Below are 24,577 nucleotides of genomic sequence, written 5' to 3' on the forward strand. Positions count from 1 at the left end.
TCTCCCCTAGAACCGGTAGTAGATGAAGGGGGCCACGCCCTCGAAGCGCATGGCGTCTATCAGCAGGATCGTTGCGGCCAGGCCGAAGCCGACCAGCGGCGCGGGCATGCTGCGAACCCGGATCGCCGCCTCGGTCATCCAGCGTTGCGGCCCGGCATGGATCGCGAGCCCGAGCATGACGAGAAGGACGACCAGCGGCGAGGCGGTGAAGCCTGTAGGGCCCGCGAACGGATGGACGATGCCGCCGAGATAGGTCATCGCATCGGCGAAGCTCGGCGCGCGGAAGAAGATCCAGCCCAGAACGACGACGTGAAAGGTCAGTAGCAGCTTCGCCCAGCCCGGCAATGGCGGCCAGCTTTTCGGCGCCCGGTCAGCCCAGAACCGCTCGACCGCGAGCGCGCCGCCGTGCAGGCCACCCCAGATGACGAAGGTCCAGTTCGCGCCGTGCCACAGGCCGCCGAGCAGCATGGTGAGCATCAGATTGCGATAGGTGGCGAGCTTGCCGCCCCGGCTGCCGCCGAGCGCCTCGATATAGAGATAGTCACGCAGCCACCCGGACAAGGTCATGTGCCAGCGCCGCCAGAATTCCTGCAGCGACCGCGCCCGATAAGGCTGGTTGAAATTGCGCGGGAAGCGATAGCCGAGCAAAGCAGCCAGCCCGATCGCCATGTCGGTATAGGCCGAGAAATCGCAATAGATCTGCACCGCATAGCCATAGGCGGCGAATAGGAGGTCGAACGATGAATGCGATGCCGGATCGGCAAACACCGGATCGACGAAATTGACCGCCAGTTCCGAGACGATGACCGTCTTCTTGAACAATCCCCAGACGATCAGCAGCAGCGCCATCGAGACCATCGAGCGATCGAGCTTCGGCCGGGCCTGGAATTGCGGCACGAGATCGGCGGCGCGTACGATCGGCCCGGCGACGAGATGCGGGAAGAAGGACATCAGCAACAGGATGTCGAGCAGCCGCGCCGACGGGACACGCGCCCGATAGACATCGACGACATAGCTGATGCCCTGGAAGGTAAAGAAGGAAATGCCGATCGGCAGGATGACGCGCAGCACCGGCAGGTCGCGTTCGAAGCCGATCGCGGCAAGCGTGGCGCCGACCTGCTCAGTGAAGAAGTCGAAATATTTGAAGAAACCGAGGACGAGGAGGTTGATCGCCACCCCGCCGAGCAGCAACAGCTTGCGCCGGTCGACGAAGCGTTCGCTCGCAAGGCCTTGCGCCACTGCCCAGTTCATCAGCGCGGAGAAGATCAACAGCGGCACGAACCGCCAGTCCCAGGCGCCGTAAAAGACCCAGCTCGCCACCAGCAACAGGATCTTGCGCCATTCGTTGGAACGCACCGACCAGACGACGGCAAAGGTGATCAAGAAGAACACGCCGAAAGTGAGCGTCGGAAACAACATGGCCTATTCCGCGAGCGCGGCCCCCCTGTCGAGGTCAGCCTGAAGCGCACGCGCGATCTCCAGCCCGCCTGCCTTGTTGAAATGGACATAGTCGCCGCGCATCAGCGGCACGTCGCGCTTGACCCAGCCGCGCGCGGCACAGGGCCCGCCCATCCGCATTTGCCAGTCCCAGAAAGCCAGCCCGAGATCGTCAGCGATGCGGCGCTGTATCGCGCGCACCATCGCCAGCGCCGGGGGCGCGAACAATGCCGGATGCGCGTCGGTACCGGGCACGGTTTCGCACTCGATCACGACACCCGCTGCATTGGCACGCAGGGCCGGCTGTCGACTGAGGGAGTCCGGCGCACCGAGCAGCAGAATCGGCACATCGCCAGACAGCCGCCGCAGCCGCGCGACCTGCAGCCGCAGGATCGCCTCATAGGCGACTGCATCGAAATGCGGCGCGAAGCCCTCATTGGTGCCGAAAGCGAGGACAATGAGGTCGGGGCGATAGGCTTTCAGCTCCTCGGCCACCACCGCATCGTCAGTCCGCGCGAAATGTGCGAGTTGCGATCCCACCACGCCGAGGTTGGACAGGGCGACCCCGCCATCATCGCTGAAGGTCGCCCAGGAGGTGATCGTCAGGCCCGGTCGCTCGGCCATGATCTCGACCGACAGGCTCAGCCCATCGGCGCGGATCGTCCGGCAGGCCGGCTGCCCGGCAGGTGCGCTGAAATCGATCCGCCCCCGGTCCACCCCGTCGAACCGGACCGCCACCCCGCCCCTGTCGACCCCGCCGATCGCGCACAGTGTGAAACGGTCGAACGCCATGGCCGGTTCGGCGCGCAGCGCCATGCTGGCGCCACCTGCCGTCGATGTCAGGCTGAAGCCCGACAGGCCCAATCGCGGGCGCGGCTCATGCGCATCCTTGCCGAAGGTCGCGCCGACCGACCAGCCGGGGGACATCGATACGGTCACCCCCTGGGTGATATAGCCGTCATAGGGCCGGCCCGGCGCCAGCACGCCGTGGCCGCCGGATCCCGTCCTTTCCTGAAGCAGGGTTCGCCAGCCGCCCGTCACTGCATCGCCGGCGGTGTGGCTATCGCCGATCTGCAGGATATGGAGCGGCGGCTTGCCGCGGGCCCGGCCGGCAAGCGCGAGCTTCGCGAACCAGGGTCTGAGCGCCTCCGCATTGCAAAGCCCGCCGCTACAGGTCGTCGTCGCCTCGACGGGCATCGAAAGCGCGGTCAGCATCAGCAAGGCCAGTCTCACGACGCGGTTGCCGCCGACGGTGCGGTGCCGGCGACCGTCCGGGCGGCCTCGGTATAAGTGCGAATCCGGTCAGCAAGGCCATGGGTGATCCGCAGATAGCCGGCCATCGACATATGGATTCCGTCGGGCGCCCGGATCAGCGTGCGCTTTCCCGTTTTCGGATCGTCCAGATAGGCAGCGAACTGGCCATGCGCGTCCGAGGCGAGCGGCCGCGTGTCGATGAACGGAACGCCGAGCTTCGTCACCCGCGCTGCATAGAAAGCGTTGACCGCCATCGCCTCGCTGTCGAACGATTCCCTGGCCATGCGCGGCAGGCCGACCCAATAGACCATGGCGTGGTGACGACGCATCAACTCAACGAACCGGTCGATCCGGCCGCCGACTTCCTGCTGCCAGAGCGGCCCCATGAATTTGGCATATTTGCCCTCAGGCGTGATGATCCCTTGCGCATCATTGGCGCCGAAGGAGATGATCGCGATATCGAGCGGCGCGTCGCCGAGCTGCTCAGCGGCGCGCGTCTCGAGGTTCAGGCTCTTGTAGCGGGTGAAGCCGGTGGCGGGCTGGCTGAACTTGACGACGTCGAACCCGGCCTTGCTGGGCAGCTGGTGCGCCATGCCCCACCACACCCCGTCGCCGAAACTGTCGCCGAACACGCCGACACGGACCCGGCCGCCGGCGGCGATCGTCTTCTCGAGCTGCTGGAACGGGCCGGCATATTGCCGCATCAGCGCCGCCTCGCCTGCGCCCGGCGCTTGTTGCGCCCCGATCGACACCGGCGCGGGCACTGAGGCGGCGGAGGCCGAGGCACCGGGGCTGGCCTGGAACGCCCAGCCGATTGCCCCGCCGACAATCGTGCCGAGCAGCAGCACCGCGGTTCGATCGAGTATCAGGCGCAAGGGGCCTCGCTCGATCGCCCGATCCGCCGTGCTATCCATGGTCGGGAACAGTCCATTCCGCGCCTCGGCAGCGGGTAACACTTGCGATTGATCGGAAAGCACGGCATTTTTACTTTCTTCAGCAGCTCTTGTTTATCTCCATTACGATATATGCACACCAAGTAGCTCACCTGTCGATAGTAAAAGCGGGCATTGACGTTTTTTACGTAGGTAATACGGTTTTGTACGGCTTTTTACTGAAATACGTTCTGCAATTATACTTCTACATTAGAATATATAATCTGGATATATTTCAATATACCCGAACTTCATTCAATATATTGAATGTTATTTAATTATATTTCTGCAGTTATTACAGAAAGAACATCTATCAAATTCTATTTGATGTTCTTTTGCAATAATGACACGATGATATTAAATATGATCGAGCGATCCTGATGATCGGTCTCTAGCAGATCTGTGCTTCATCAGTCCGAATTCGGGGATTCGGATATTATCCACCGGATTCCGGACCCCGCAACCGAGGAGCAAGCTGCCGAATTGTGACCCACAAACAGGAGGGGCGGCATGGATCTCCATACAGTCTACCGAAATTATCCAACACGCCGCGCGGCGCCGATCTGCCAGTCTATCATTATGCCAGTCGTTAGCTGGTGGCGCCGGACGTTGCGGGATGGCAGGATGACCCGATGAACATCCATCCCAGCCGCCTGCCATACCGGGTGAAGCGGTGAAGAGTGCCGCCGCCCTGGTAATCGCCGCGCTTGCCCTTGCAGGCTGCGATCGCCGGTCCGACGCCGGGCCGGTGGTGGTGAGCGCGATCGGCGGCGCGCCCAAGCTCGCCGACCCTTCGCAGGGCCCGGTCAATGCGGCGTCGCGGCTGCTGATGGACGCGACCGCCCAGGGCCTGGTCCGCTTCGATGCGTCGGGCCAGATCGAGCCCGGCATCGCCGAGCGCTGGACGGTGATCGACAATGGCATGAGCTACATCTTCCGCCTGCGCGACGCTCAATGGGCGAATGGCCAGACCGTCACCGCCGGAGAGGTCGTGGCGGTATTGCGGCGGCAGATGAACGGCCGGTCGCGCAACCCGTTGCTGCCCTTTCTCAGCGCGATCGACGAAATCGTCGAAATGACGCCGGAGGTGATCGAGGTACGGCTGAAACACCCCCGGCCCGATCTGCTCAAGCTGTTCGCCCAGCCCGAAATGGCGGTGTTCCGCACCCGGCCGCCCGGCGGCAGCGGGCCGTTCCGCATCATCGACACGTACCATGACAGCGTGATGCTGCGCCCCGCGATCGACCCGGCACGCTCTCCCGATGACGATATGCCGACGCCGGGGCCTCAGGCGAATATCCGGCTGATCGGCGAACGCGCATCGCGAGCCATTGTGCGCTTCGTCGCCCGCGATTCCGATTTCGTCAGCGGTGGCACCTTTGCGGACTGGCCGCTGCTCCAATTCTCGGGCATCGCGCCGATCAACGAGAAGATCGATCCTGCCGCCGGGCTGTTCGGCCTGGCGATCGCGAACCGGGACGGCTTTCTGGCCGATGCCGGCAACCGGGCGGCCATTGCACGGACGATCGACCGCCAGACGATCGTGGCGGCCTTCACCTCGCTATGGAGCCCGACCGCGCAGTTGCTCCCCGACCAGCTCGATTCCGCCGCCGCGCCCGCTGTCGCTCCCTGGACGGCTCCGCCCGCCGCCACGGACATCTCGCCGGCCGATCGGGTGCGCGCATGGCAGAAGGCCCATGGCGGGCCGCTGGTGCTGCGCGTGGCGCTGCCGCCCGGGCCGGGCGCCACACTGGTCTATGGCTATGTCGCCGCGGGCCTGCGCGGCATCGGCATCGGGGCGGTTCGCGTCGGCGCCGGCGACGCCGCCGATCTCCGCCTCATCGACGCCGTCGCCCCCTATGACAGCGCACGCTGGTATCTCGCGACCGCCTGCCAGCCTTGCGGCGCCGATGCACAGGCCGCGCTCGAGGCGGCCCGCGATGCGCCGGACGCTACCGCGCGCGCGCAGCATATCGCCGAGGCCGACATCGCGCTTGCCGCCGACATATCGTACATTCCGATCGCCCGGCCGTTGCGCTGGTCGCTCGTCTCGCTGCGATTGGCGCAATGGCAGGGGAACTCGCGGGCGTGGCACCCGTTGAATCACCTGCGTAACGATACCAGATGAGGTGACATGGCCAACCGCACGACCCGCATCAACCCCGACCCGCTCGACAAGATCGTGACCAGCCTGACCGGCCGGGACGTTGAATCGGTGCGCAAGCGGATCGAGGCGATGGAACATTTGCTCGAAGGCCTGATCAAGATCCCCGGCACCAACCGCAAGATCGGGCTCGACGTGATTCTCGATGTGATTCCGGTCGGCGGCGATGCGATCGGCGCGCTGATGGGCGCCTGGATGGTGTGGGAAGCGCGCAACCTCGGCATGTCGAAAAGCCAGATGGCGCGGATGTTCGGCAATGTCGGGATCGATTTCCTGCTCGGCATCGTTCCCATCGTGGGCGCGATTCCGGATTATTTCTTCCGCTCCAACACGCGCAACCTGAAGATCATCAAGCGCCATCTCGACAAGCAGCACCCGGCCTCAGCGATCATCGATCAGCGCTGACGCACTATCGGCGTTCGCTCTATCGCGGCCCGCGCCAGATTTTGAGCGACGCATTCCCGTCCAGCCCGCCTGATCCGGTCGCGCAGCGCGCATAGGCGAATTTCTTGTCGAGGCAGAGCCAGAGCTCGTCCAGCCAACCTTGCTTGTTCGCCGTCACGCGGATTGCGTTGGCCGGCAGCCCCGGATTGGCCGCCGCCATCGCCGTCGTGAAGCCACTCACGGTCAAGGGCTTGCGCGAAAGCCCATCCATGTCCGGATAGCGCAGTTTCGCATAAAGCCCGGTCGAGCGCCCGAAATAAGCGGCCGGGGTCGTGCCCATGCAGGTGCCATGCTTGGCCCATTCATGCTGGAGCAGCTGCGCCGACGGCGTCGAGCAGAGATGCTGCCTGATCAGCGGCTGCGGCAGCAGCGCCGCCGAGGTGCAATATTGCGGCCATTCCTTGCCGATGCCGTCCGGCCAAAGCCCGTGGAGCGTGAAGCCGAAGCGGTTGCCGCTGCCGCATTCCATCTTCGCGAACGGCTTGCGCGCGTTGGTGTGGCAATATTGCGGTGCCCAGGTCACCGCGAGCGTATAGCCGCCGATCGGAAGGACACGCTGCGGCTCGCTCTGGGACGCGCGTTCCGGGTGCGGACGCGGCACGTTCCGGGGGATGTCGCATTTGTAGGTCTGTGCCTGGGCGATGCCCGGCAATGTCAGCAGCAACACTCCGACAAGCTTAGCGTTCTTCATGCGCCCCCCTCAATGACTGCGCGAGACTCGGATGCACCCGAGTTTTCGCCGCGCAGTTTAGTCCCCTTTTGTTCTCATGCAAGACCTAGCTTGCCGCCGCAAAATCAAGCCCGATATCGGCCGCCGGCGCTGATTGGGTTAGCCGGCCGACACTGATATAGGTGACGCCGGTTTCGGCGATTGCGCGGATCGTCTCGAGCCTGACGCCGCCCGAAGCCTCGGTCGGTACCCGCCCCCCGACCAGGGTGACCGCGCCGCGCAGCATCGGGGGCGGCATATTGTCCAGCAGCAGATGGGTGGCGCCCGCGGCGAGCGCCGGCTCGATCTGGTCAGTCGAATCGACCTCGACGATGATCCGCTCGATCCCCGCCTCTTTCGCCCGGCGCACCGCCTCGCCGACGCCGCCGGCGATAGCGACATGATTGTCTTTGATCATCGCCCCGTCCCAAAGGCCCATGCGATGGTTGGTCGCGCCGCCCATCCGCGTGGCATATTTCTCGAGTACGCGAAGGCCAGGGATCGTCTTGCGGGTATCGAGCAGAGTTGCGCCGGTGCCGAGCAGCTTGTCGACATAGCTCCGCGTCAAGGTGGCGATGCCCGAGAGATGCTGCACCGTGTTGAGCGCCGACCGCTCGGCAGTCAGCATCGCGCGCGCGCTGCCTTCGAGCCGCATCAGATCAGTGCCTGCCGCCACGCGGTCGCCATCCTCGACCAGCCGTTCGATCCGCACCTCGGGGTCGAGTGCGCGGAAGAATGCCTCGGCGATGGGCAGCCCCGCGACCACGATCGCGTCGCGGCTGTCCATCACCCCGGTAAAGCGGGCGTCCGCGGGGATGACTGCGGTCGAGGTGATGTCGCCAGCATCGCCGAGATCCTCGGCGAGGGTCGCGGCGACAAAGGCGTCGAGGTCGAAATTCTCGAGCGTGAAAGGCTGGCTGGACATAGGCTAGAATCCTCCCGATCGCACAGCGCTCTGGCACGGCGAAAAGGCGCCAGCAACCGTCACCCCTCCCGAAACCGTCAGGCGGCCGATCAGTCCCCCGTCACCTTCAGCGGCCCGAGATCGCCCATCCCGACCGTCGCCGATGCCATCGCCATCATCGCGTCGAGGCTCTTCTTGGCCTTGAGCCGCAGCTCTTCCTCGATCTCGATGCGCGGCTCGAGGTCGCGTAGCGCGACATAGAGCTTTTCCATCGTGTTGAGCGCCATATAGGGGCAGATATTGCAGTTGCAGTTGCCGTCCGCCCCGGGCGCGCCGATGAAATTCTTGCCCGGCGCGGCCTTCTGCATCTGGTGGATGATGTGCGGCTCGGTCGCGACGATCAGCGTATCGCCTGGCATGGTGTCGGCAAAGGCGAGAATACCGCTGGTCGAGCCGACATAATCGGCGTGATCGAGGATATAGGGCGGGCATTCCGGGTGCGCCGCGATCGGCGCCCCCGGATATTGGAGCTGGAGCTTCAGCAGTTCGGTCTCGCTGAACGCCTCATGGACGATGCACACGCCCGGCCAGAGCAGCATCTCGCGGCCGGTCTTGCGGGCGAGATAGCCGCCGAGATTCTTGTCGGGGCCGAAGATGATCTTCTGGCTGAGCGGGATCTGGCTCAGAATCTTCTCGGCAGACGAGCTGGTGACGATCACGTCGCTCAGCGCCTTCACCTCGGTCGAGCAATTGATATAGGTCAGTGCGATGTGATCGGGGTGCGCGGCGCGGAAGGCAGCGAATTGCTCGGGTGGGCAGCTATCCTCCAGGCTGCAGCCGGCATTCATGTCGGGCAGCACGACGATCTTGTCGGGGCTGAGGATCTTCGCCGTTTCCGCCATGAAACGCACGCCGCAAAAGGCGATGACCTCGGCGTCGGTCGCCTGCGCCTTGCGGCTGAGATCGAGGCTGTCGCCGACGAAATCGGCCAGATCCTGGATCTCCGGCTTCTGGTAATAATGTGCGAGGATGACCGCATTGCGCTCCGTGCGGAGCCGGTCGATCTCGGCGCGCAGATCCAATCCCGTGAGCGTGCCGCCAATGCCGTTTCGCGCGTCCATGATTACTTCCTGTTCTTCAAGACCTGATCGAGCGAGCGGGTGGTGTCCCAGATCTCGCTATTGTCCTTGGGCTCGTCGGCGAAGCGTACCTTCACCGTCACGTCCATCCCCGCCGCCGTCAGCGGCATGGCGAAGCTGCGCTCGACCGCGCGGCGGGTTGCGTCGCGCGCGAGGTTGATCGGCACCGGCTCATGTGCCTGGCGGACGAGTTCCTGCTGGCCCGCGCGGCGATTGGCCTCCTGGAGCTTCGCATCGGCATCAGTGAAAGTCGAGAGGATGCCGCCATCGCCATATTCGCGCATCTGGGTGAGATCGATCTGGGGCTGCGACACCTCGATCGGCGGCAGGGTGACGCCGAGCGTATGCGTGCCTGCATCCCAGGTCACGTCCTTTTGCTGGAGCTTGGCGAGGTCGACCTCGTAATTGACCATGCCGGGCATGATCAGCGTCTTCCGCGTGCTCAGCCCGAATTGCGACTGAGTCGAGGTCGAGACGGCGACGAAGCGGGCGGCGAAGGCCGAAAGGCGGTTCTGCTCCCTCAACCCCTGCAGGCTGGCGCTCGCGATCGTCACCGGGTCAGGTCCTTTGAGCTTGCCGCTGACATAATAGCCAAGCGCCCAGAAACCGGCCGCGATGAACAAGCCGATCAGCAGCAGCGCGGCGGCGAACTTGCCGACGAAGCGCATTACAATGCCCTCCAGTCGTCGCCACGATCGACGACCATTCCCCGGTCGCGCAGATCGATCAGATGGGCAAGCACCGATCGTTCCGCGGCGGGAAAAAGCCGCGGGTCGATTCCGACATACATTGCCGCGACCAGCGTGGGAATCGAGCGGGGGGCGTCGCGCAGCAACCGCATGATCTGCCCCTCGCGCTGCTTGCGATGGCCGATCATGCCCCGGACGAGGCGGCGGGGATTCTCGACCGGCTCTCCATGCGCGGGATAATAGATGCGGTCGTCGCGCTGCATGAGCTTGTCGAGGCTCGCCATATAGGCGGCCATGTCGCCGTCGGGCGGCGACACGATCGTCGTCGACCACCCCATGACATGGTCGCCCGAGAACAGCGCCTTCGCCTCGGGGAGCGCAAAGCAGAGATGGTTCGAGGTGTGGCCAGGCGTGGCGACGGCGGTGAGCGTCCAGTCTTCGCCCGAAATCGACTCGCCATCGGCAAGCACGCGGTCCGGCGTATAGTCGGCATCGAAGGACGCGTCAGCGCGTGGCCCGAGATCCTCGAGTGCAAGCGGCGCGCAGCCGATGATCGGGGCGCCGGTTGCTGCCTTGAGCGCGCGCGCGGCGGGGCTATGGTCGCGATGAGTATGCGTGATGACGATTGCCGTCACCGGCCGGCCGCCGATTGCGCGCAGCATCGCCTCGACATGGCTCAAGTCGTCGGGGCCCGGATCGATCACCGCCAGATCGGCGGTGCCGACAAGATGAGTCTGCGTACCGGTATTGGTGAAGGGTGACGGGTTTGGCGCGAGGATTCGAGCGACAAGCGGTTCGAGCTGCTCAGCCACGCCGGGTGTTTGCTCGCTCATGCCCGGGCAGATGGCGCGTCGGGCAGGCGATGGCAAGGGCAGGATAGTCGGCCCCCTCCAGAAACCGGGAGGGGGCTGACCCGCAAACCTCAGTTCGCCTTGGCGAGATCCTCCTCGAGTTCCTTGATCGACTGGTCGATCGCCTGGATTGCCTCCCTGCGTGCGTCCTCGCCCATCTTCGTGTCGGCGCGCATGCGCTCCTGCGCGCTGTGCAGCCCGGCAAGCGCCGAGCGATAGGCGTTGCGTTCGATGTCCTTGGCGTTCGCGGCAAGCGCCGTGCCTTCCCGCGCCACCCGTTCGATCCGGTTGGTGCAGATGATGATCACCCGCTTGCCGTCCTTCTTCTCATTGAGCACCATCTGATGGCGCTCGCCGTCGCCCGGGCAATTCCGCGAGCTGGTTTCGGGGATTTCCGCGATCGGCGGGATACCCGCGAAATCCTCGGTTATGACCTTCCCATCCTTGTCGCGCCGAACGATCCGGACGACCTTGCGGTGTGTGACCTTGCCGTCGGGCGACACCGTCGTGGTGTCGCTATCCTGGTCGGAAAGCGGCGGCAGCGCTTCCGGCGGTGCGGGTGGAGCCGGTGGAACGGCGCTGGCGGGCGGAGCGGGTGGCGGCGGAGCGGGCATTTCGGCTTGCGCCACGGGTGCCGACGCGGCGACCGGCGCTGATGCAGCAACCGGCGCTGGCACGGCAACCGGCACTGACGCGGCAACCGGCGCGGCAGCCGCGACAGCCACAGGAAGGGCAAGATGATCGAGCGAAGCGATATCCACCCCGGTCGCCTGCTGAACGCTGGAACGGACTCGCTCGGCGGCCTGGGTACCCGAAGCCGTGACGGCAAGTCCGCCCACGGTCAGCAGGGCAAGCGCGGCGCTGCCGCTGAACAGCCGCAGGCGCGATGTCTTGTTGGTGGTCAACATTCTCAGTCTCCCCTTCAAATCTTCTATGGTGTGGAGGTGGCAGGCGGCCGAGACAGCGCCGCCATGAGCGGCCTTGACGATCGCGCAGGCATAGGTGTGGCGCATCATCGGATTCTGGCCGGCGAGCACTCGGGCGTCGTTGGCGATTTCCTGGTCGGCGCGGAAGGCGCGGAAGGCGCGCCAGGCAATTGGATTGAACCAGTGGAGCGCGAGCACCACCAGCGCGATCCAGTTGGCGATCAGATCGCCCCGCGCATGGTGGCCAAGCTCATGGGCAAGGGCGAGATTGCGCTCATCGGCATCGTAGCGCTCGGAAAAATCGCGCGGGAAGGCGACGTAACGCCGCCAGATGCCGAAGGCGAGCGGGCCGGAAGCGGCCTCGGTTTCGATCAGCCGGACGCCGCCTTCGATGCGAGCCTCGCGCGCCGTCTGGGCGAGCATGCGCCGGCAGAAACGGGCATGAGCGAGCGTGTGCCAGGCGATAAATGCCGCCGCCCCCACCACCCATAGCGAGACCAGGATTGGGCCAAGCGAGGGATGTTGGGCAGCAGGCGCGGCGGCATCCCCGCCGAGCGGCTCGATCACGTAAACCGTGATCTGTTCGCTCGCGCGGACCACTGGCGCGACTGCGATCTCGCGCCAGGACTGGGGAAGCGGCGGCAACAGCAGCCGGAGCGCGGGCAGCGCCCAGAGCGCATAAGCGATATCGGGGCCGAAGCTGCGGCGGACCAGCCCGCGCAGGCACAGCACCGCCACCATCAGGACGGTGGAGGCGATCAGCGCCTCGATCGCCCACGGAATAAGGCCGGCCGCGTTCATGACTTGAGGCCTTTCAACAACGCCTCGATCTCGGCGATGTCCTCGTTGGTCAGCGCGTCGCGCTCGGCGAGGTGCGCGACCAGGGGCGTGAGCTTGCCACCGAACAACCGATCCATCAGCCGGCGCGATTCGCCTTCGACATAATCGCCGCGCGCAACCAGCGGACGGTAGAGATAACGGCGGCCGTCCTCCTCATGCCCGATGATGTTCTTGGCGAGCAACCGGCCGAGCAGGGTCTTGACCGTATTGGCCGACCAGTCGCGCTCGGGCGGGATTCGCTCAGCCACGTCCTGGGCGCTCAGCGGCGCTTCATCCCAGAGCACCTCCATGACGGCATGTTCGGCATCGCTGATTCGTTCGGCCATCATCTCTTCCCCGTCGTGACTACGGTCGTAATCGTCATGATTACATCTGTAGTCAATAGCCTGAACGGCCGATGAATGCCGGTGGCGCTCGACAGCGCCGGGGCGCGTCGGCAAGCTGGCGCAAACGAAGGAGAGCGCCATGAACGAGTTGACCATCATCGCCACCGGATTGCGCTTTCCCGAAGGGCCGGTCGCGATGCCCGATGGCAGCGTCATCCTGGTCGAGATCGCCGCGGGCAGGGTCACACGGGTGACATCCGACGGCACGAAGGAGACCATCGCCGAGCCCGGCGGTGGGCCGAACGGGCTGGCGATCGGCCCCGACGGCAAGCTCTATTGCTGCAACAATGGCGGCTTCGGCTGGATCGAGCATGGCGGGCTGCTGATCCCGCACGGCACGGCATCCGATTACACGACCGGCCGCATCGAGCGGATCGACATCGCGACGGGCAAGGTCGAGACTCTCTACACGGAAGCCGCCAACGCGCCGCTGAGAGGCCCGAACGACATTGTCTTCGATACGCATGGCGGTTTCTGGTTCACTGACCATGGCAAGACCCGCGAGCGGGAGCGCGACGTGACCGGGGTGTTCTACGCGAAGGCCGATGGTTCGGAATGCCGCGAGGTGATCTTTCCCCTGGAAAATCCCAATGGCATCGGCCTCTCGCCCGATGGCAACACGCTCTATGTGGCCGAAACCTATACCTGCAAATTATGGGCGTTCGATCTGGAAGGACCTGGCGAAGTCGCCAAGGTCGCCGGGCTATCGGGCGGCGGCGGCCGCTTCCTCTATTCGCCAGGCGGCTACAGCTATTTCGATTCGCTCGGTGTCGACGCCGACGGCAATATCTGTGTCGCGACGATCGGGCAGAGCGGCATCACCGTGGTGTCGCCGGCGGGGGAACTGGTCGAGTTCGTGGCGACGCCCGATCCGTTCACGACCAATATCTGCTGGGGTGGGGACGATTTGCGGACCGCATATATCACGCTTTCCGCTACCGGACAGCTCGCGAGCATGCCATGGCCGCGGCCCGGCCTGGCGCTGAATCACTAGGGCCTCGAATCGGGGGAATGCGATGATCCGTCACCACGAAAGACATCTCGTCCAGCGCATCGGCTGGATGCGCGCGTCGGTGCTTGGCGCCAATGACGGCATCGTCTCGACCGCAAGCCTGATCGTCGGCGTGGCGGCCGCGAATTCGAGTCAGGCGCAGATTCTGCTGACCGGCATTGCCGGGCTGGTGGCGGGCGCGATGTCGATGGCGGCGGGCGAATATGTCTCGGTCAGTTCCCAGTCGGACACCGAGAATGCCGATCGTGGCCGCGAACAGCGCGAGCTCGAGGAAGACCCTGAGTCCGAGCGGCGCGAACTCGCCGCGATCTATCGCACCCGCGGGCTCGATCCGGCGCTGGCGCTTCAGGTCGCCGATCAGCTGATGGCGCACGATGCGCTGGGCGCTCATATGCGTGACGAACTCGGCATCAACGAGGTCATGGTCGCGCGGCCGGTGCAGGCGGCGCTCAGCTCCGCGGCAAGCTTCGCCGTCGGCGCCATCCTGCCGGTGCTGATGGCGCTTGTCTTCACCGGTGCGCGGCTGGTCGAGGCGGTGACCGTCGCGTCGCTCGTCCTGCTGGCGGTGCTGGGCGCGATCGGCGCGCAGGCCGGCGGCGCGGGCGTGTGGCGCGGGGCGTTCCGGGTCGTCTTCTGGGGGGCGCTGGCGATGGGGGCGACCGCGTTGATCGGCAAGCTCGCCGGCACGCAGCTTTAGCAGCCATGCGTGCGTTTGACGCACGCTTGCATGCAGACCCGCGTGATTGACCGACGGGCACGCCGGTGGCTTAAGCGCGCCAAGAGGATGTTCCGGAGGTCGCGACCATGAAGAAGCTCTATCCCGATGCAGCAGCGGCGCTCGACGGCGTCCTGTTCGACGGCATGACGATCTGCGCCGGCGGGTTCGGGCTGTGCGGCATCCCCGAACGGCTGATCGACGCGATCCGCGATGCGGGCACCAGGGACCTCACCATCGCCAGCAACAATGCCGGGATCGACGGCGAAGGCCTCGGCAAGCTGCTGCGCACCCGCCAGGTCAAGAAGATGATCAGTTCCTATGTCGGCGAGAACAAGGAGTTCGAGCGGCAATATCTGAGCGGCGAACTCGAGGTCGAATTCTGCCCCCAGGGCACGCTGGCCGAACGCTGCCGCGCGGGCGGCGCCGGCATTCCGGGCTTCTACACCAAGACCGGCGTCGGCACCCTGGTTGCCGAGGGCAAGGAAGTGAAGAATTTCGACGGCCAGGACTATATCCTGGAGCGCGGCATCCGCGCCGACCTCGCGATCATCAAGGGCTGGAAGGCCGATACCAGCGGCAACCTCGTCTTCCGCAAGACCGCGCGCAACTTCAACCAGCCGATGGCGACCGCGGGCAAGGTCTGCGTCGCCGAGGTTGAGGAGATCGTGCCGGTGGGCAGCCTCGATCCGGACTGCATCCATCTGCCCGGCATTTATGTGAATCGGATGATCCTGGGGGCGCCCTACGACAAGAAGATCGAGTTCCGTACCGTACGTGAGCGGGCTGCAGTGTGAGGGACACTACTTCTTCCCCCCTCCTGCTTGCGGGAGGGGTCGGGGGTGGGCTCGCGCTCTCCGCTGACGGACCGCCTGAGGAAACCGGGAGCCCACCCCTAACCCCTCCCGCAAGCGGGAGGGGAATCGCTTTGGCGCTCGCGCTCGCAGCTACTCTCTCCGCCTGCGCCACGACGCACGCTCCGTCGCCCGTCGCAGCCGTTCCGCCCCCTGCCCCCACCGTTCCACCCGGCATGCAATATCTTTACGGCTCGGGGGAAGCGGCGGCGATCTCGGCGCAGGCCTGGCACATGCTCGCCCTCTATGTCGGCTCGCAGACCGGCAGCGCGATGGCCGACTCCGTCGTGCTCGCGCCCGATGCGACGCTGGCCGCGCCGAAATGGGTCTCCTGCGGCACCAGGCCAAAGGCCGCCGTGTTCGACGTCGACGAGACGGTGCTGCTCAATCTCGGCTTCGAGTATAATGAGGCAGCCAATCCGCAACCCTATGACGAGGCGCGCTGGCAGGCCTGGGAGAAGGCGAGCGCGGGCAAGGTTGTCGCGACCCCCGGCGCGGCCGACGCGCTGAACGCGATCCGCAAGCTGGGCGTGACGGTGGTGTTCAACACCAACCGCTCCGCCGGCAACGCCGACGCCACCCGGGCGGCAATCGAGGGCGCGGGACTTGGCCCGGCTGTGCATGGCGAGACCCTGTTCCTCGCAGGCGACGATTCGATGGGATCGAAGAAGGATGGCCGTCGCCAGACGATCGCCGCGAAATATTGCGTGGTCGCGATGGGTGGCGATCAGCTCGGCGATTTCAGCGACCTGTTCAACACCATCAAATCGCCAACCGAGCGCCGCCAAGCCACCCTCGCCGCACCGATCGCGGCGAAATGGGGCATGGGCTGGTTCGTACTACCCAATCCGGTTTACGGCAGCGGCCTGAAGGGCGGCTTGGACGACATCTTTCCTGCAGACAAGCGCTGGACACCGCCCGCGCCCACGGAGAAATAACACATGGCCTGGACCCGCGACGACATGGCGGTGCGCGCCGCGCGCGAGCTGCAGGACGGCTTCTACGTCAATCTCGGCATCGGGATTCCGACACTTGTCGCGAACCATATCCCGCCGGGGGTGGAGGTGACGCTCCAATCCGAGAACGGCATGCTCGGCATCGGCCCCTTCCCCTTCGCCGGCGAAGAGGATCCCGACCTGATCAACGCCGGCAAGCAGACGATCAGCGAACTGCCGCAAAGCGCTTATTTCGGTTCGGACCAGAGCTTCGCGATGATCCGCGGCGGGCATATCGACCTGACCGTGCTCGGCGCGATGGAGGTCGCGGAGAATGGCGACATCGCGAACTGGATGATCCCCGGCAAGATGATCAAGGGCATGGGCGGGGCAATGGACCTGGTCGCCGGGGTCAAGAAAATCATCGTCGTGATGGAGCACACGAGCAAGAACGGCGACGCCAAATTCATCCCTGCCTGTACCCTGCCGCTGACCGGCAAGAACGTCGTCGACATGATCATCACCGATCTCGCCGTATTCCAGCGGCCCGATCACCAGTCGCCCTTCCGACTGATCGAGATGGCGCCAGGCGTGACCGCCGATGAGATCGCGGCGAAGACGACGGCACGGTACGAGGCTTGATGCGGCGTGCGATCGCCGCGGCTGCGCTCGCTGTCATCCTTGTCCTCGGATTGATGCTGGTTTTCATCTCCCCGCCCGGATTGCTGAGCCTGCTCGACGGCGCCATCGGCGGGGGTGTGGGCGCGAGCCGGCCGGGCAGCGCCATCCCTTTCGGCACGCACGGCGAGACGCTCGACCTGTGGCGGCCGGCCGGTGCTGCGACGATCAAGCGACCTGTGCTGATCTTCTGGTATGGCGGCGGCTGGGCGAAGGGCGACCGGCGATCCTATGCCTTTGTGGCGCGCGCTTTTGCCCGGCACGGTTTCGTTGTCGTCGTGCCCGATTATCGCAAGGTGCCGAGCATCCGATTCCCCGCCTTTGTGCAGGACGGCGCCGAGGCAGTGAAATGGACTCGTGACCATGTGGCGGAATTCGGCGGTGACCCACATCGGATCGCGGTCGCCGGCCATTCAGCGGGCGCCCATATCGCCGCGATGCTCACGCTCGATACGCACTGGCTGAAGGCCGAAGGTGTCGACCCGAAGATCATCAAGGCAGCGGTGGGGTTGAGCGGCCCCTATGATTTCTACCCCTATACCTCGGCCCGCGCGATCGATGCGATGCAAGGCGCCGATCCTGCCGCGACCCAGCCGATCACTTTCGCGCGTGCCGATGCGCCGCCGATGCTGCTGGTCACCTCGACCGGCGACACCGAGGTGCGGCCGAAGAACGCGATCAATCTTGCGGCGAAACTCAAGGAGCTCGGCGCGCCGGTGACGCTGACCGTCTATCCCGCGCTGTCCCATGAGGATGTCGTGAAGGCGCTGTCCAAACCGTTTCGCCGCAAGGGGCCGGTGCTTGCCGACAGCGTCGCTTTCCTGAATGCAGCGCTGAAGCCGAACGCGCCCTAGGCCGGTGCGGCACGACGGATGTGGGTGGCTTAACAAAAAACCTGCTATTCCGGGCACTGTATCGCCTTACTAACACGCAATGCGATAGGAGGAGAGCATGATCTCTTTGTTCGCCCTCACGCTCGCCCTCACCGCCGCCCCGATCGACCGCGACTGGTCCGCGGCGCTCAAACAGGATGCGCAGGCGCTTCACGACGATGCCGCGGCCAATCATCCCGGCCCGCACAACCGGCTCGACCCGGATTTCGCGAAGCGCAACGACGCAGGCCTCGCGCTGGCGCTGAAACGTGCGGGCGCAGTGCATGATTTCGCCGGCTACTGGTATGCGATGAAGGCCTATGTCGCCGGCTTCGAGGACGGCCATATGGGATTCGGCACCACCGGCGATGCGCCGAAGTTCGACACGAAGTGGCCCGGCTTCCTGACCGGATTCGACATGGCCGACACGCAGCGCGTGGTATCGCGCGCCGATGATGCGCCGCTTCCGCTCGGCGCGCGTCTCGTTTCGTGCGACGGCAGACACGCGGACCGGCTGGCGGCGGACAATGTCGGCGCCTTCGAGGGGCGCTGGTTCCTCAGATCGCGCCATGTCTGGCGCGGCGGCGAGGTGTTCGTCGATCGCGGCAACCCCTTCATCACGCGCCCGACGACCTGCGTGTTCGAAGTCTCGGGCAAGCAGCGGACTGTGTCGCTGAACTGGCGGCCGATTGCATCCGAAGCGCTCTGGCCCCGACTAGCAGCCGCGAGTCAGGCGACGCGCCCGCCGATCGAGGCCCGGACGCTCGCCGACGGCACGCGCTGGTTCGGGCTTGCCGACTTCAACGGCGATCCGGCCTCGGAGGGCGGCCGCAAGCTGCCGGGGCTGATCGCGGCGATGAAAGCGGATCGCGCCGCACTGGTCGCTGCGCCTGCCATCGTGCTCGATCTGCGCGGTAACAATGGTGGATCGTCAGACTGGTCGCGCCAGATCGCCGCGGTGCTGTGGGGCGAGCAGCGCTTCGCGAAGCTCGGCATCGATTCGGATTCGGTCGAGTGGCGTGCATCCGAGGCCAATATCACCTCGCTCGCCACGACGCGCGAGCAGCGCAAGGCGATCCTCCCGCCCGAGGCACTGACCTGGTTCGACCGCACCATCACCGGCATGACCGCAGCCCATGCCAAAGGCGAGGCCTTGTGGCGCGACGCCGAAGACGAGGAACCCGTCGTTCCAGGCGACCCGCCGGTGCCGCCGCGCGGCCCGGTCTATTTCATCACTGATGCCGGTTGCGGCTCGGCCTGCCTCGATGCGGCCGATCTGTGGCGCGCACTCGGCGCGATCCAGATCGGTCAGGAGACAAGCGCCGACACGCTCTACATGGACGTGAGGGAGGATGTGCTGCCGAGCGGCGCGGCGCGCCTATCAGTCCCGATGAAGGTCTATCGCGGCCGCAAGCGCGGCTCGAATGTGCCGCTCGATCCGGTTCATCCTTTCCCCGGCGACCTGCGCGATACGGCCGCGCTCGAGGCCTGGATCGCGACGCTGCCCGAGCGCCGGCGCTGAAGCCCGGGACACGCAGGATTGCGCCGATTCGAATATAATTCCAAAAACGGCCTCGCCATTTTCCTCGCTTTAGTCCTTGCTCGTGGCGGCAAAAGGCCGCGAGGCGATGGAGGGGAAGATGGCCTATGCTCTGACATGGCTGCCCGAGTTGCTGAAAGCGGCCCGGCTGAAAGTGATCGAGGCCAATATCGTCCGTGACGTGACTGACTTTGCCGGGATCGCGCGGGCCGGATACCGAGGCAAGGGTCCGGGCCATCCAGCAGGCCCATGGCCTGACGGCTGGCGGCGTGGTCAGCCCGAAATGCTGGGCGGCGCTGGATGAGACTTTCCCCTAATCCCGCGGCTCGCTAGACGGACGGGCGTTCTGTCCGCCCTCACCATGCCGGGAATCGAACGATGCGCATCCTGCTGACCGGATCGAGCGGCTGGCTCGGCCGCTTCCTCGCGCCGCGGCTGCGCGCGGCGGGGCACCGGGTGACCGGGCTCGACGTCGCGCCGGGCGCTCACACCGACATGATCGGCACGGTCGCCGACCGGGCGCTGATCGATCTCGTCTTCGCCGAGCGCGGGATCGAGGCAGTGATCCATGGCGGCGCGCTGCACAAGCCCGATATCGTCCGCTACCCGAACCAGGCCTTTGTCGACGTCAATCTGAGCGGCACGCTCAACCTGCTCGAGGCAGCGGTCGCGGCGGGGGCGAGCCGGTTCGTCTTCACCTCGACCACCTCACTGATGATCTCGACCGCGATCCGCGAAGGGCGCGGCGATGCTGCGGTGTGGATCGACGAGACGCTGGCATCGCTCGAGCCGCGCAACATCTATGGCGTGACCAAGCTCGCCGCGGAACAGGTCTGCCGGCTGATCCATGCCGAGCACGGCCTTCCGATCATGATCCTGCGCACATCGCGCTTCTTTCCCGAGGATGACGATACCCATCTCATCCTGTCGGGCGAGAATATGAAGGCGAACGAGCTGCTCCACCGCCGGCTGACGGTGGAGGACGCGGCGGAGGCGCATCTCGTCGCGCTCGAGCGGGCGCCGGAGATCGGCTTCGGCACCTTCATTATCTCGGCGCCGACACCGTTCGTGCCCGGCGACGTAGCGGCGCTCAAGATAGACGCGCCCGGGGTGATCGCACGCTATTTCCCGGATGCCGCGGCGCTCTACGCCAGACGGGGCTGGCACCTGCCGCAATCGATAGACCGGGTCTATGACGCCGGCCTTGCGGAGCGGGTGCTCGGATTTCGCTGCAAGACCGATTTCACCGCGCTTCTCGCCGCGATGCGCGATGGCGCCGAACTACCGGTCGCGCATGTTGCCGATTATATCTCGCCGAAGGAGCGTAGCGCCTCCGTCGCAAATTAGTCGCGCGGCAATCTCGTTTCGCTGTCGTTCCTGTACGGGGCCCGATCCATTTTCAGGATACGGGAGTTGTTCATGCGAATATTGGGACGGGTCGCGATCGGGCTGGCCGGCATCGTGCTGTTCGTGCCGGCGGTGCTGTACGGTGCGTCGGAATGGGCATTGCGCCAGGGCCATGACGTGCCGCTCGCGACGATCAAGGTGCCGCATGACGCAGCCGCGATCGAGGAAGGCGGGCGGCTCGCCCGGATCACCGGCTGCCGGGGATGCCACGGCGCCGATGGTGGCGGCCATGTGCTCGTCGACGATCCGATGCTCGGCCGGCTCGCGCCGCCCGCGCTCGCCCGGGTGGCCGCGCGCGACTCGGACGCCGAGCTAGACCGCACGATCCAGCACGGCGTCAACAAGGCCGGCAACACGCTGTTCGTCATGCCGACCAGGGCACATCGCTTCCTCGCCGATGAAGACAGGGCGCGGATCATCGCCTGGATCAGGAGCCTGAAACCACGGCAGGACGATGTGGTCGCAACGACCAGCTACGGGCCGGTGGGGCGTGCGCTGATCCTCGCCGGCAAGCTTCCGCCGAGCGCCGACCCCGTGACCGTCTCGCCTGCGACCCGTCCGGCGGATGTCGGCCGCTACTTCGTCAACGTCTCCTGCGCCGCCTGCCACAAGCTGTACGAGCCGCAGCCGACCGAGGACGGCAAGCAGGTCGCGCCGGCGCTAGCGCCGATCGCGGCGGCCTATGATCCGGTCGCCTTTCGCACCCTGCTCCGCACCGGAGTCGGCATGAGCGGCCGTGATCTCGGGCTGATGAAGAATGTGGCGCGCGGCGACCTCCACGTCCTGACCGACTCGGAGATCGTCGCGATCCAGGCCTATCTGACCGGTGAGGCAGCGAGGATGCCGCCCGAGTGATCGGCTCGCACTGGGGGCGGATACCGCGCCCCCGTTTAAGCGACCTTGAGGAGGCCGACTCGGCTGCGCCGCGAGAGCTGCGGGGCGGCGACGGTTCATCGACTCGAAGAAAGCGAGGATGACGACAGCCACGATTCTTGTGCTGAAATTATCCTCGCCGACGAGCCAGGAATGTAGCCGCCGCGACTGTCGGATGGCCTGCTCAACTGAGACCGCCCAACGCCTTTTCAAGGGCTGCAGCCCCACGAAACCGGGTACCGTACGCGCCCTGATCGAGACAAGCGGCAGGGCATTTTTTTGCGCCGTCAGCATGGACTCGCATTGATCCGCTGGGAGCTGGAATCGGTTGACAAATGCCGAAGTTGCTCAGATAGGGCCAGAAAAATAAAGAGCATCGCTTAGCTCCGGGTCGCACCAACTTCGCCGCAATTAAAGGGGCAGTTTATGGTGTGCATTCGGAATTCCGCTGGCGTCTCGGCTTCGGTCCTCGGACAGGCTTCCACGAAATCGTCGCTCCGGAGGAACCTGCGCTCGCAGGCGAGTCGCCTTGCGCTGCGATCCTCCATCGGTATCGCGGCCGCCGCCGCTGGGGTGACCCTGCTGGCGCCGGGACAAGCCTGGGCGAATTGCATTGTCGGCGGCGTCACTGTGCAGTGCGACAATACCGTGACCACCAACACGACATTCCCCGCCAACGCTCCCAATGATCGCAATTATCAGGGCTTGTTGCCGACACCGGTCATCGTCACCGTTGATCCGGGAACCACGGTCAGCGGCAATGGTCTTGCGATTTCCAACGCCGGCACCGGCGGCGTCTCCGTTACCAATGGCGGCACGATCAGCGTCGATGCCGGTAACACGCCGACCGCCGGCGGCACCGCCGCCCTGTCGGTCATGGCGGCCGGCGGCCCGATCACCTACACGGGTGGGAGCATCATCAACAACGGTAGCGGCAACGCGTTCGATGCGGTGCAGACCGGCGGCGTCGGTTCAGTCAACATCAACGTCAGCGGCAACGTCTCGGCCGCGACCGGCTCGGGCATCACTGTACGCGACGTGGCGACCAGCACCGGCATCAGCGTCACCACGGGTACGGTGACCGCGCTGACCGCGGGCCAGAACGCGATCGACGCGCAGAGCCAGTCGCTGACCGGCAATGTGACCGAAGTCGCCAACGGCAATGTCCAGGCCGGTAACGCCGGCATGGTGGCGGCGATCTTCCCGGCGGCTGCCACCGGCAATATCGATGTGACCGCCAACGGGTCGATCGATGCGCGGTTCGGCGTGGATGCCGAGAACTTCGGCACCGGCTCGACCAGCGTGACCACGGTGGGTCCGGTCACCGCGACCAGCGGCAACGGCATCTTTGCGCTATCGACCGGCGGCGCCGTCACGGTGAACGCAGGCGATGTCACCTCGACCGGCAACACCGCGATCATCGCCCAGCAGACCAAGGTTGCCGGCAGTGGCACGGTCAGCGTGATCGCGGGCAATGTCTCCGGCACGACCGGCATCGACGCGCACAACTTCGGCACGGGCGACGTCGGCATCATCGCCAACGGAACCGTCACTGGCACGGCCGCCGAAGGCATCAAGGCGACCGGCAACGCCGGCGTGTTCGTGTCGGTAGGCAACACGGTGACCGGCGCGACCAATGGCCTGTCGCTGGTCGGGGGGACCGGCGGCGGTGGCGAAATATTCGTGACCGGCACGGGCGGGTTCGTCGGCGGCAGCGGCGACGCAGCGAACATCCTCAACAACGGCACTGGCGGCATCCACGTCAACATCTCGGGCGCGAGCAGTTCCGCCGGCGGCAACGGTTTTATCGTTCGCAATACTGCTATTGGCAACGGTATCAGCGTCACGACCGGCGCGGTGACCGCGCTGACCGCGGGCAAGAACGGGATCGACGCGCAGAGCCAGTCGCTGACCGGCAATGTGACCGAGGTCGCCAACGGTAATGTCCAGGCCGGTAACGCCGGCATGGTGGCGGCGATCTTCCCGGCGGCTGCCACCGGCAATATCGATGTGACCGCCAACGGCTCGATCGACGCACGGTTCGGCGTCGACGCGGAGAACTTCGGGTCGGGCTCGACCAGCGTGACCACGGTCGGCCCGGTCACCGCGACCAGCGGCAACGGCATCTTTGCGCTATCGACCGGCGGCGCCGTCACGGTGAACGCAGGCGATGTCACCTCGACCGGCAACACCGCGATCATCGCCCAGCAGACCAAGGTCGCTGGCGCGGGCAATGTCGACGTGACAACAGGCAATGTCTCGGGCACGACCGGCATCGACGCGCACAACTTCGGTAGCGGGGCAGTGAACGTCACCGCGCATGGCACGGTGACCGGCACCGCCGCCGAGGGCATCAAGGCGACCGGCAACGACGCCGTGACCGTTGTGGTCGACCAGACGGTGACGGGCGCGACGCGCGGCCTGAGCCTGGTCGGCGGAACCGGCGGCGCCGGCAACATCAGCGTCACCGGCACCGGCGGGTTCGTCGGCGGCACCGGCGATGCGGCCAACATCCTCAACAACGGTTCGGGCACGACCACGGTCAACATATCGGGCGCGAGCAGTTCGGCTGGCGGCGAGGGCATCGTGGTGCGCGATACGGCGCTCGGCACCGGCATCAGCGTGACCACCGGCGCGGTGACCGCGCTGACCGCGGGCAAGGATGCGATCGACGTCCAGAGCCAGTCGCTGACCGGCAATGTGACCGAGGTCGCCAACGGCAATATCCAGGCGGGCAATGCCGGCATGGTGGCGGCAATTCTCAATGCCGCGGGTACCGGCAATATCGATGTGACCGCCAACGGCTCGATCGACGCACGGTTCGGCGTCGACGCGGAGAACTTCGGGTCGGGCTCGACCAGCGTGACCACGGTCGGCCCGGTCACCGCGACCAGCGGCAACGGCATCTTCGCGCTATCGACCGGCGGCGCCGTCACGGTGAACGCAGGCGATGTCACCTCGACTGGCAACACCGCGATCATCGCGCAGCAAACTTCTGCTGCCGGTGCGGGTGATG

23 protein-coding genes are annotated in these 24,577 nt (G+C 65.7%); 13 read left to right on the forward strand and 10 right to left on the reverse strand.

All coding sequences use genetic code 11. The features are described 5' to 3' along the window. Positions 1-6 precede the first annotated feature (6 nt). From ABD050_RS10585 to ABD050_RS10595, 3 genes are read right to left on the reverse strand one after another with little or no spacing between them, the layout of a single operon-like run. Positions 7-1,419 carry an MBOAT family O-acyltransferase gene (locus ABD050_RS10585; protein ID WP_343889287.1) on the reverse strand — a complete coding sequence of 471 codons (1,413 nt, stop codon included), beginning with the start codon at positions 1,417-1,419 and terminating at the stop codon, positions 7-9. A 3-nt stretch (positions 1,420-1,422) separates the two neighbouring features. Then, positions 1,423-2,670: a GDSL-type esterase/lipase family protein gene (locus ABD050_RS10590; RefSeq protein WP_343889288.1), complete on the reverse strand. Its 1,248-nt coding sequence runs from the start codon at positions 2,668-2,670 to the stop codon at positions 1,423-1,425. Then, the gene (locus tag ABD050_RS10595; RefSeq protein WP_343889289.1) at positions 2,667-3,605 is read right to left on the reverse strand and encodes an SGNH/GDSL hydrolase family protein; all 939 of its coding nucleotides are present in this window, start codon (positions 3,603-3,605) and stop codon (positions 2,667-2,669) included. Before ABD050_RS10595 ends, ABD050_RS10590 begins: the two co-directional genes overlap by 4 nt. Positions 3,606-4,296: 691 nt before the next feature. Between ABD050_RS10595 and ABD050_RS10600 the strand changes: the two genes are divergently transcribed. After that, positions 4,297-5,751 (forward strand): ABC transporter substrate-binding protein, encoded by a 1,455-nt coding sequence (locus ABD050_RS10600; RefSeq protein ID WP_343889290.1) that lies wholly within the window; start codon positions 4,297-4,299, stop codon positions 5,749-5,751. A 6-nt stretch (positions 5,752-5,757) separates the two neighbouring features. Continuing rightward, positions 5,758-6,192, forward strand: a complete 435-nt coding sequence (locus ABD050_RS10605) for a DUF4112 domain-containing protein (protein ID WP_343889291.1) — start codon at positions 5,758-5,760, stop codon at positions 6,190-6,192. Positions 6,193-6,211: 19 nt separating this feature from the next. On the opposite strand, the gene ABD050_RS10610 is transcribed toward ABD050_RS10605, so the two are convergent. The 7 genes from ABD050_RS10610 to ABD050_RS10640 all read right to left on the reverse strand — a co-directional run bounded on the left by ABD050_RS10610 (position 6,212) and on the right by ABD050_RS10640 (position 12,615). Beyond that, positions 6,212-6,922: a ribonuclease T2 family protein gene (locus ABD050_RS10610; RefSeq protein ID WP_343889292.1), complete on the reverse strand. Its 711-nt coding sequence runs from the start codon at positions 6,920-6,922 to the stop codon at positions 6,212-6,214. An 85-nt stretch (positions 6,923-7,007) separates the two neighbouring features. Further along, positions 7,008-7,865, reverse strand: coding sequence for a carboxylating nicotinate-nucleotide diphosphorylase (nadC, locus tag ABD050_RS10615; protein WP_343889293.1), 858 nt, complete (start codon positions 7,863-7,865; stop codon positions 7,008-7,010). 89 nt (positions 7,866-7,954) lie between these two features. Then, on the reverse strand, positions 7,955-8,965 hold the full coding sequence (gene nadA / locus ABD050_RS10620) for a quinolinate synthase NadA (protein WP_343889294.1): 1,011 nt from the start codon (positions 8,963-8,965) through the stop codon (positions 7,955-7,957). A gap of 2 nt (positions 8,966-8,967) precedes the next feature. Further along, entirely contained in the window at positions 8,968-9,651 is a 684-nt protein-coding gene (locus ABD050_RS10625) for a DUF4230 domain-containing protein (protein WP_343889295.1), read from the reverse strand. Continuing rightward, positions 9,651-10,505: an MBL fold metallo-hydrolase gene (locus ABD050_RS10630; RefSeq protein ID WP_343889296.1), complete on the reverse strand. Its 855-nt coding sequence runs from the start codon at positions 10,503-10,505 to the stop codon at positions 9,651-9,653. Before ABD050_RS10630 ends, ABD050_RS10625 begins: the two co-directional genes overlap by 1 nt. An 89-nt stretch (positions 10,506-10,594) precedes the next feature. Then, positions 10,595-12,250: a M56 family metallopeptidase gene (locus ABD050_RS10635; protein WP_343889298.1), complete on the reverse strand. Its 1,656-nt coding sequence runs from the start codon at positions 12,248-12,250 to the stop codon at positions 10,595-10,597. Further along, positions 12,247-12,615: a BlaI/MecI/CopY family transcriptional regulator gene (locus ABD050_RS10640; RefSeq protein ID WP_343889299.1), complete on the reverse strand. Its 369-nt coding sequence runs from the start codon at positions 12,613-12,615 to the stop codon at positions 12,247-12,249. Before ABD050_RS10640 ends, ABD050_RS10635 begins: the two co-directional genes overlap by 4 nt. Positions 12,616-12,754: 139 nt before the next feature. Between ABD050_RS10640 and ABD050_RS10645 the strand changes: the two genes are divergently transcribed. From ABD050_RS10645 to ABD050_RS10695, 11 genes are all read left to right on the forward strand, one after another. After that, entirely contained in the window at positions 12,755-13,669 is a 915-nt protein-coding gene (locus tag ABD050_RS10645; protein ID WP_343889300.1) for an SMP-30/gluconolactonase/LRE family protein, read from the forward strand. A 22-nt stretch (positions 13,670-13,691) separates the two neighbouring features. Further along, on the forward strand, positions 13,692-14,384 hold the full coding sequence (locus ABD050_RS10650) for a VIT1/CCC1 transporter family protein (RefSeq protein ID WP_343889301.1): 693 nt from the start codon (positions 13,692-13,694) through the stop codon (positions 14,382-14,384). 107 nt (positions 14,385-14,491) lie between these two features. Next, a complete protein-coding gene (locus tag ABD050_RS10655) occupies positions 14,492-15,199 on the forward strand; it encodes a CoA transferase subunit A (protein WP_343889302.1) in 708 nt (235 codons plus the stop codon). A 233-nt stretch (positions 15,200-15,432) separates the two neighbouring features. Further along, positions 15,433-16,194, forward strand: coding sequence for a 5'-nucleotidase, lipoprotein e(P4) family (locus tag ABD050_RS10660; protein WP_343889303.1), 762 nt, complete (start codon positions 15,433-15,435; stop codon positions 16,192-16,194). 3 nt (positions 16,195-16,197) lie between these two features. Continuing rightward, a complete protein-coding gene (locus ABD050_RS10665; RefSeq protein ID WP_343889304.1) occupies positions 16,198-16,833 on the forward strand; it encodes a 3-oxoacid CoA-transferase subunit B in 636 nt (211 codons plus the stop codon). Beyond that, positions 16,833-17,723, forward strand: coding sequence for an alpha/beta hydrolase (locus ABD050_RS10670; protein ID WP_343889305.1), 891 nt, complete (start codon positions 16,833-16,835; stop codon positions 17,721-17,723). Before ABD050_RS10665 ends, ABD050_RS10670 begins: the two co-directional genes overlap by 1 nt. A gap of 97 nt (positions 17,724-17,820) precedes the next feature. Next, positions 17,821-19,263 carry a S41 family peptidase gene (locus ABD050_RS10675; protein WP_343889306.1) on the forward strand — a complete coding sequence of 481 codons (1,443 nt, stop codon included), beginning with the start codon at positions 17,821-17,823 and terminating at the stop codon, positions 19,261-19,263. A gap of 209 nt (positions 19,264-19,472) precedes the next feature. Then, a complete protein-coding gene (locus ABD050_RS29025; RefSeq protein WP_425542436.1) occupies positions 19,473-19,598 on the forward strand; it encodes a peptidoglycan-binding domain-containing protein in 126 nt (41 codons plus the stop codon). Between the two features lie 61 nt (positions 19,599-19,659). Beyond that, the gene (locus tag ABD050_RS10685; protein ID WP_343889309.1) at positions 19,660-20,628 is read left to right on the forward strand and encodes an NAD-dependent epimerase/dehydratase family protein; all 969 of its coding nucleotides are present in this window, start codon (positions 19,660-19,662) and stop codon (positions 20,626-20,628) included. A gap of 72 nt (positions 20,629-20,700) precedes the next feature. After that, positions 20,701-21,543, forward strand: a complete 843-nt coding sequence (locus ABD050_RS10690; RefSeq protein ID WP_343889310.1) for a c-type cytochrome — start codon at positions 20,701-20,703, stop codon at positions 21,541-21,543. 591 nt (positions 21,544-22,134) lie between these two features. Next, on the forward strand, positions 22,135-24,577 hold a 2,443-nt coding region (locus tag ABD050_RS10695; protein WP_343889311.1), incomplete at its 3' end, for a beta strand repeat-containing protein.

Origin of the sequence: Sphingomonas oligophenolica (assembly GCF_039522915.1) — a bacterium.
Lineage (GTDB): Bacteria > Pseudomonadota > Alphaproteobacteria > Sphingomonadales > Sphingomonadaceae > Sphingomonas > Sphingomonas oligophenolica.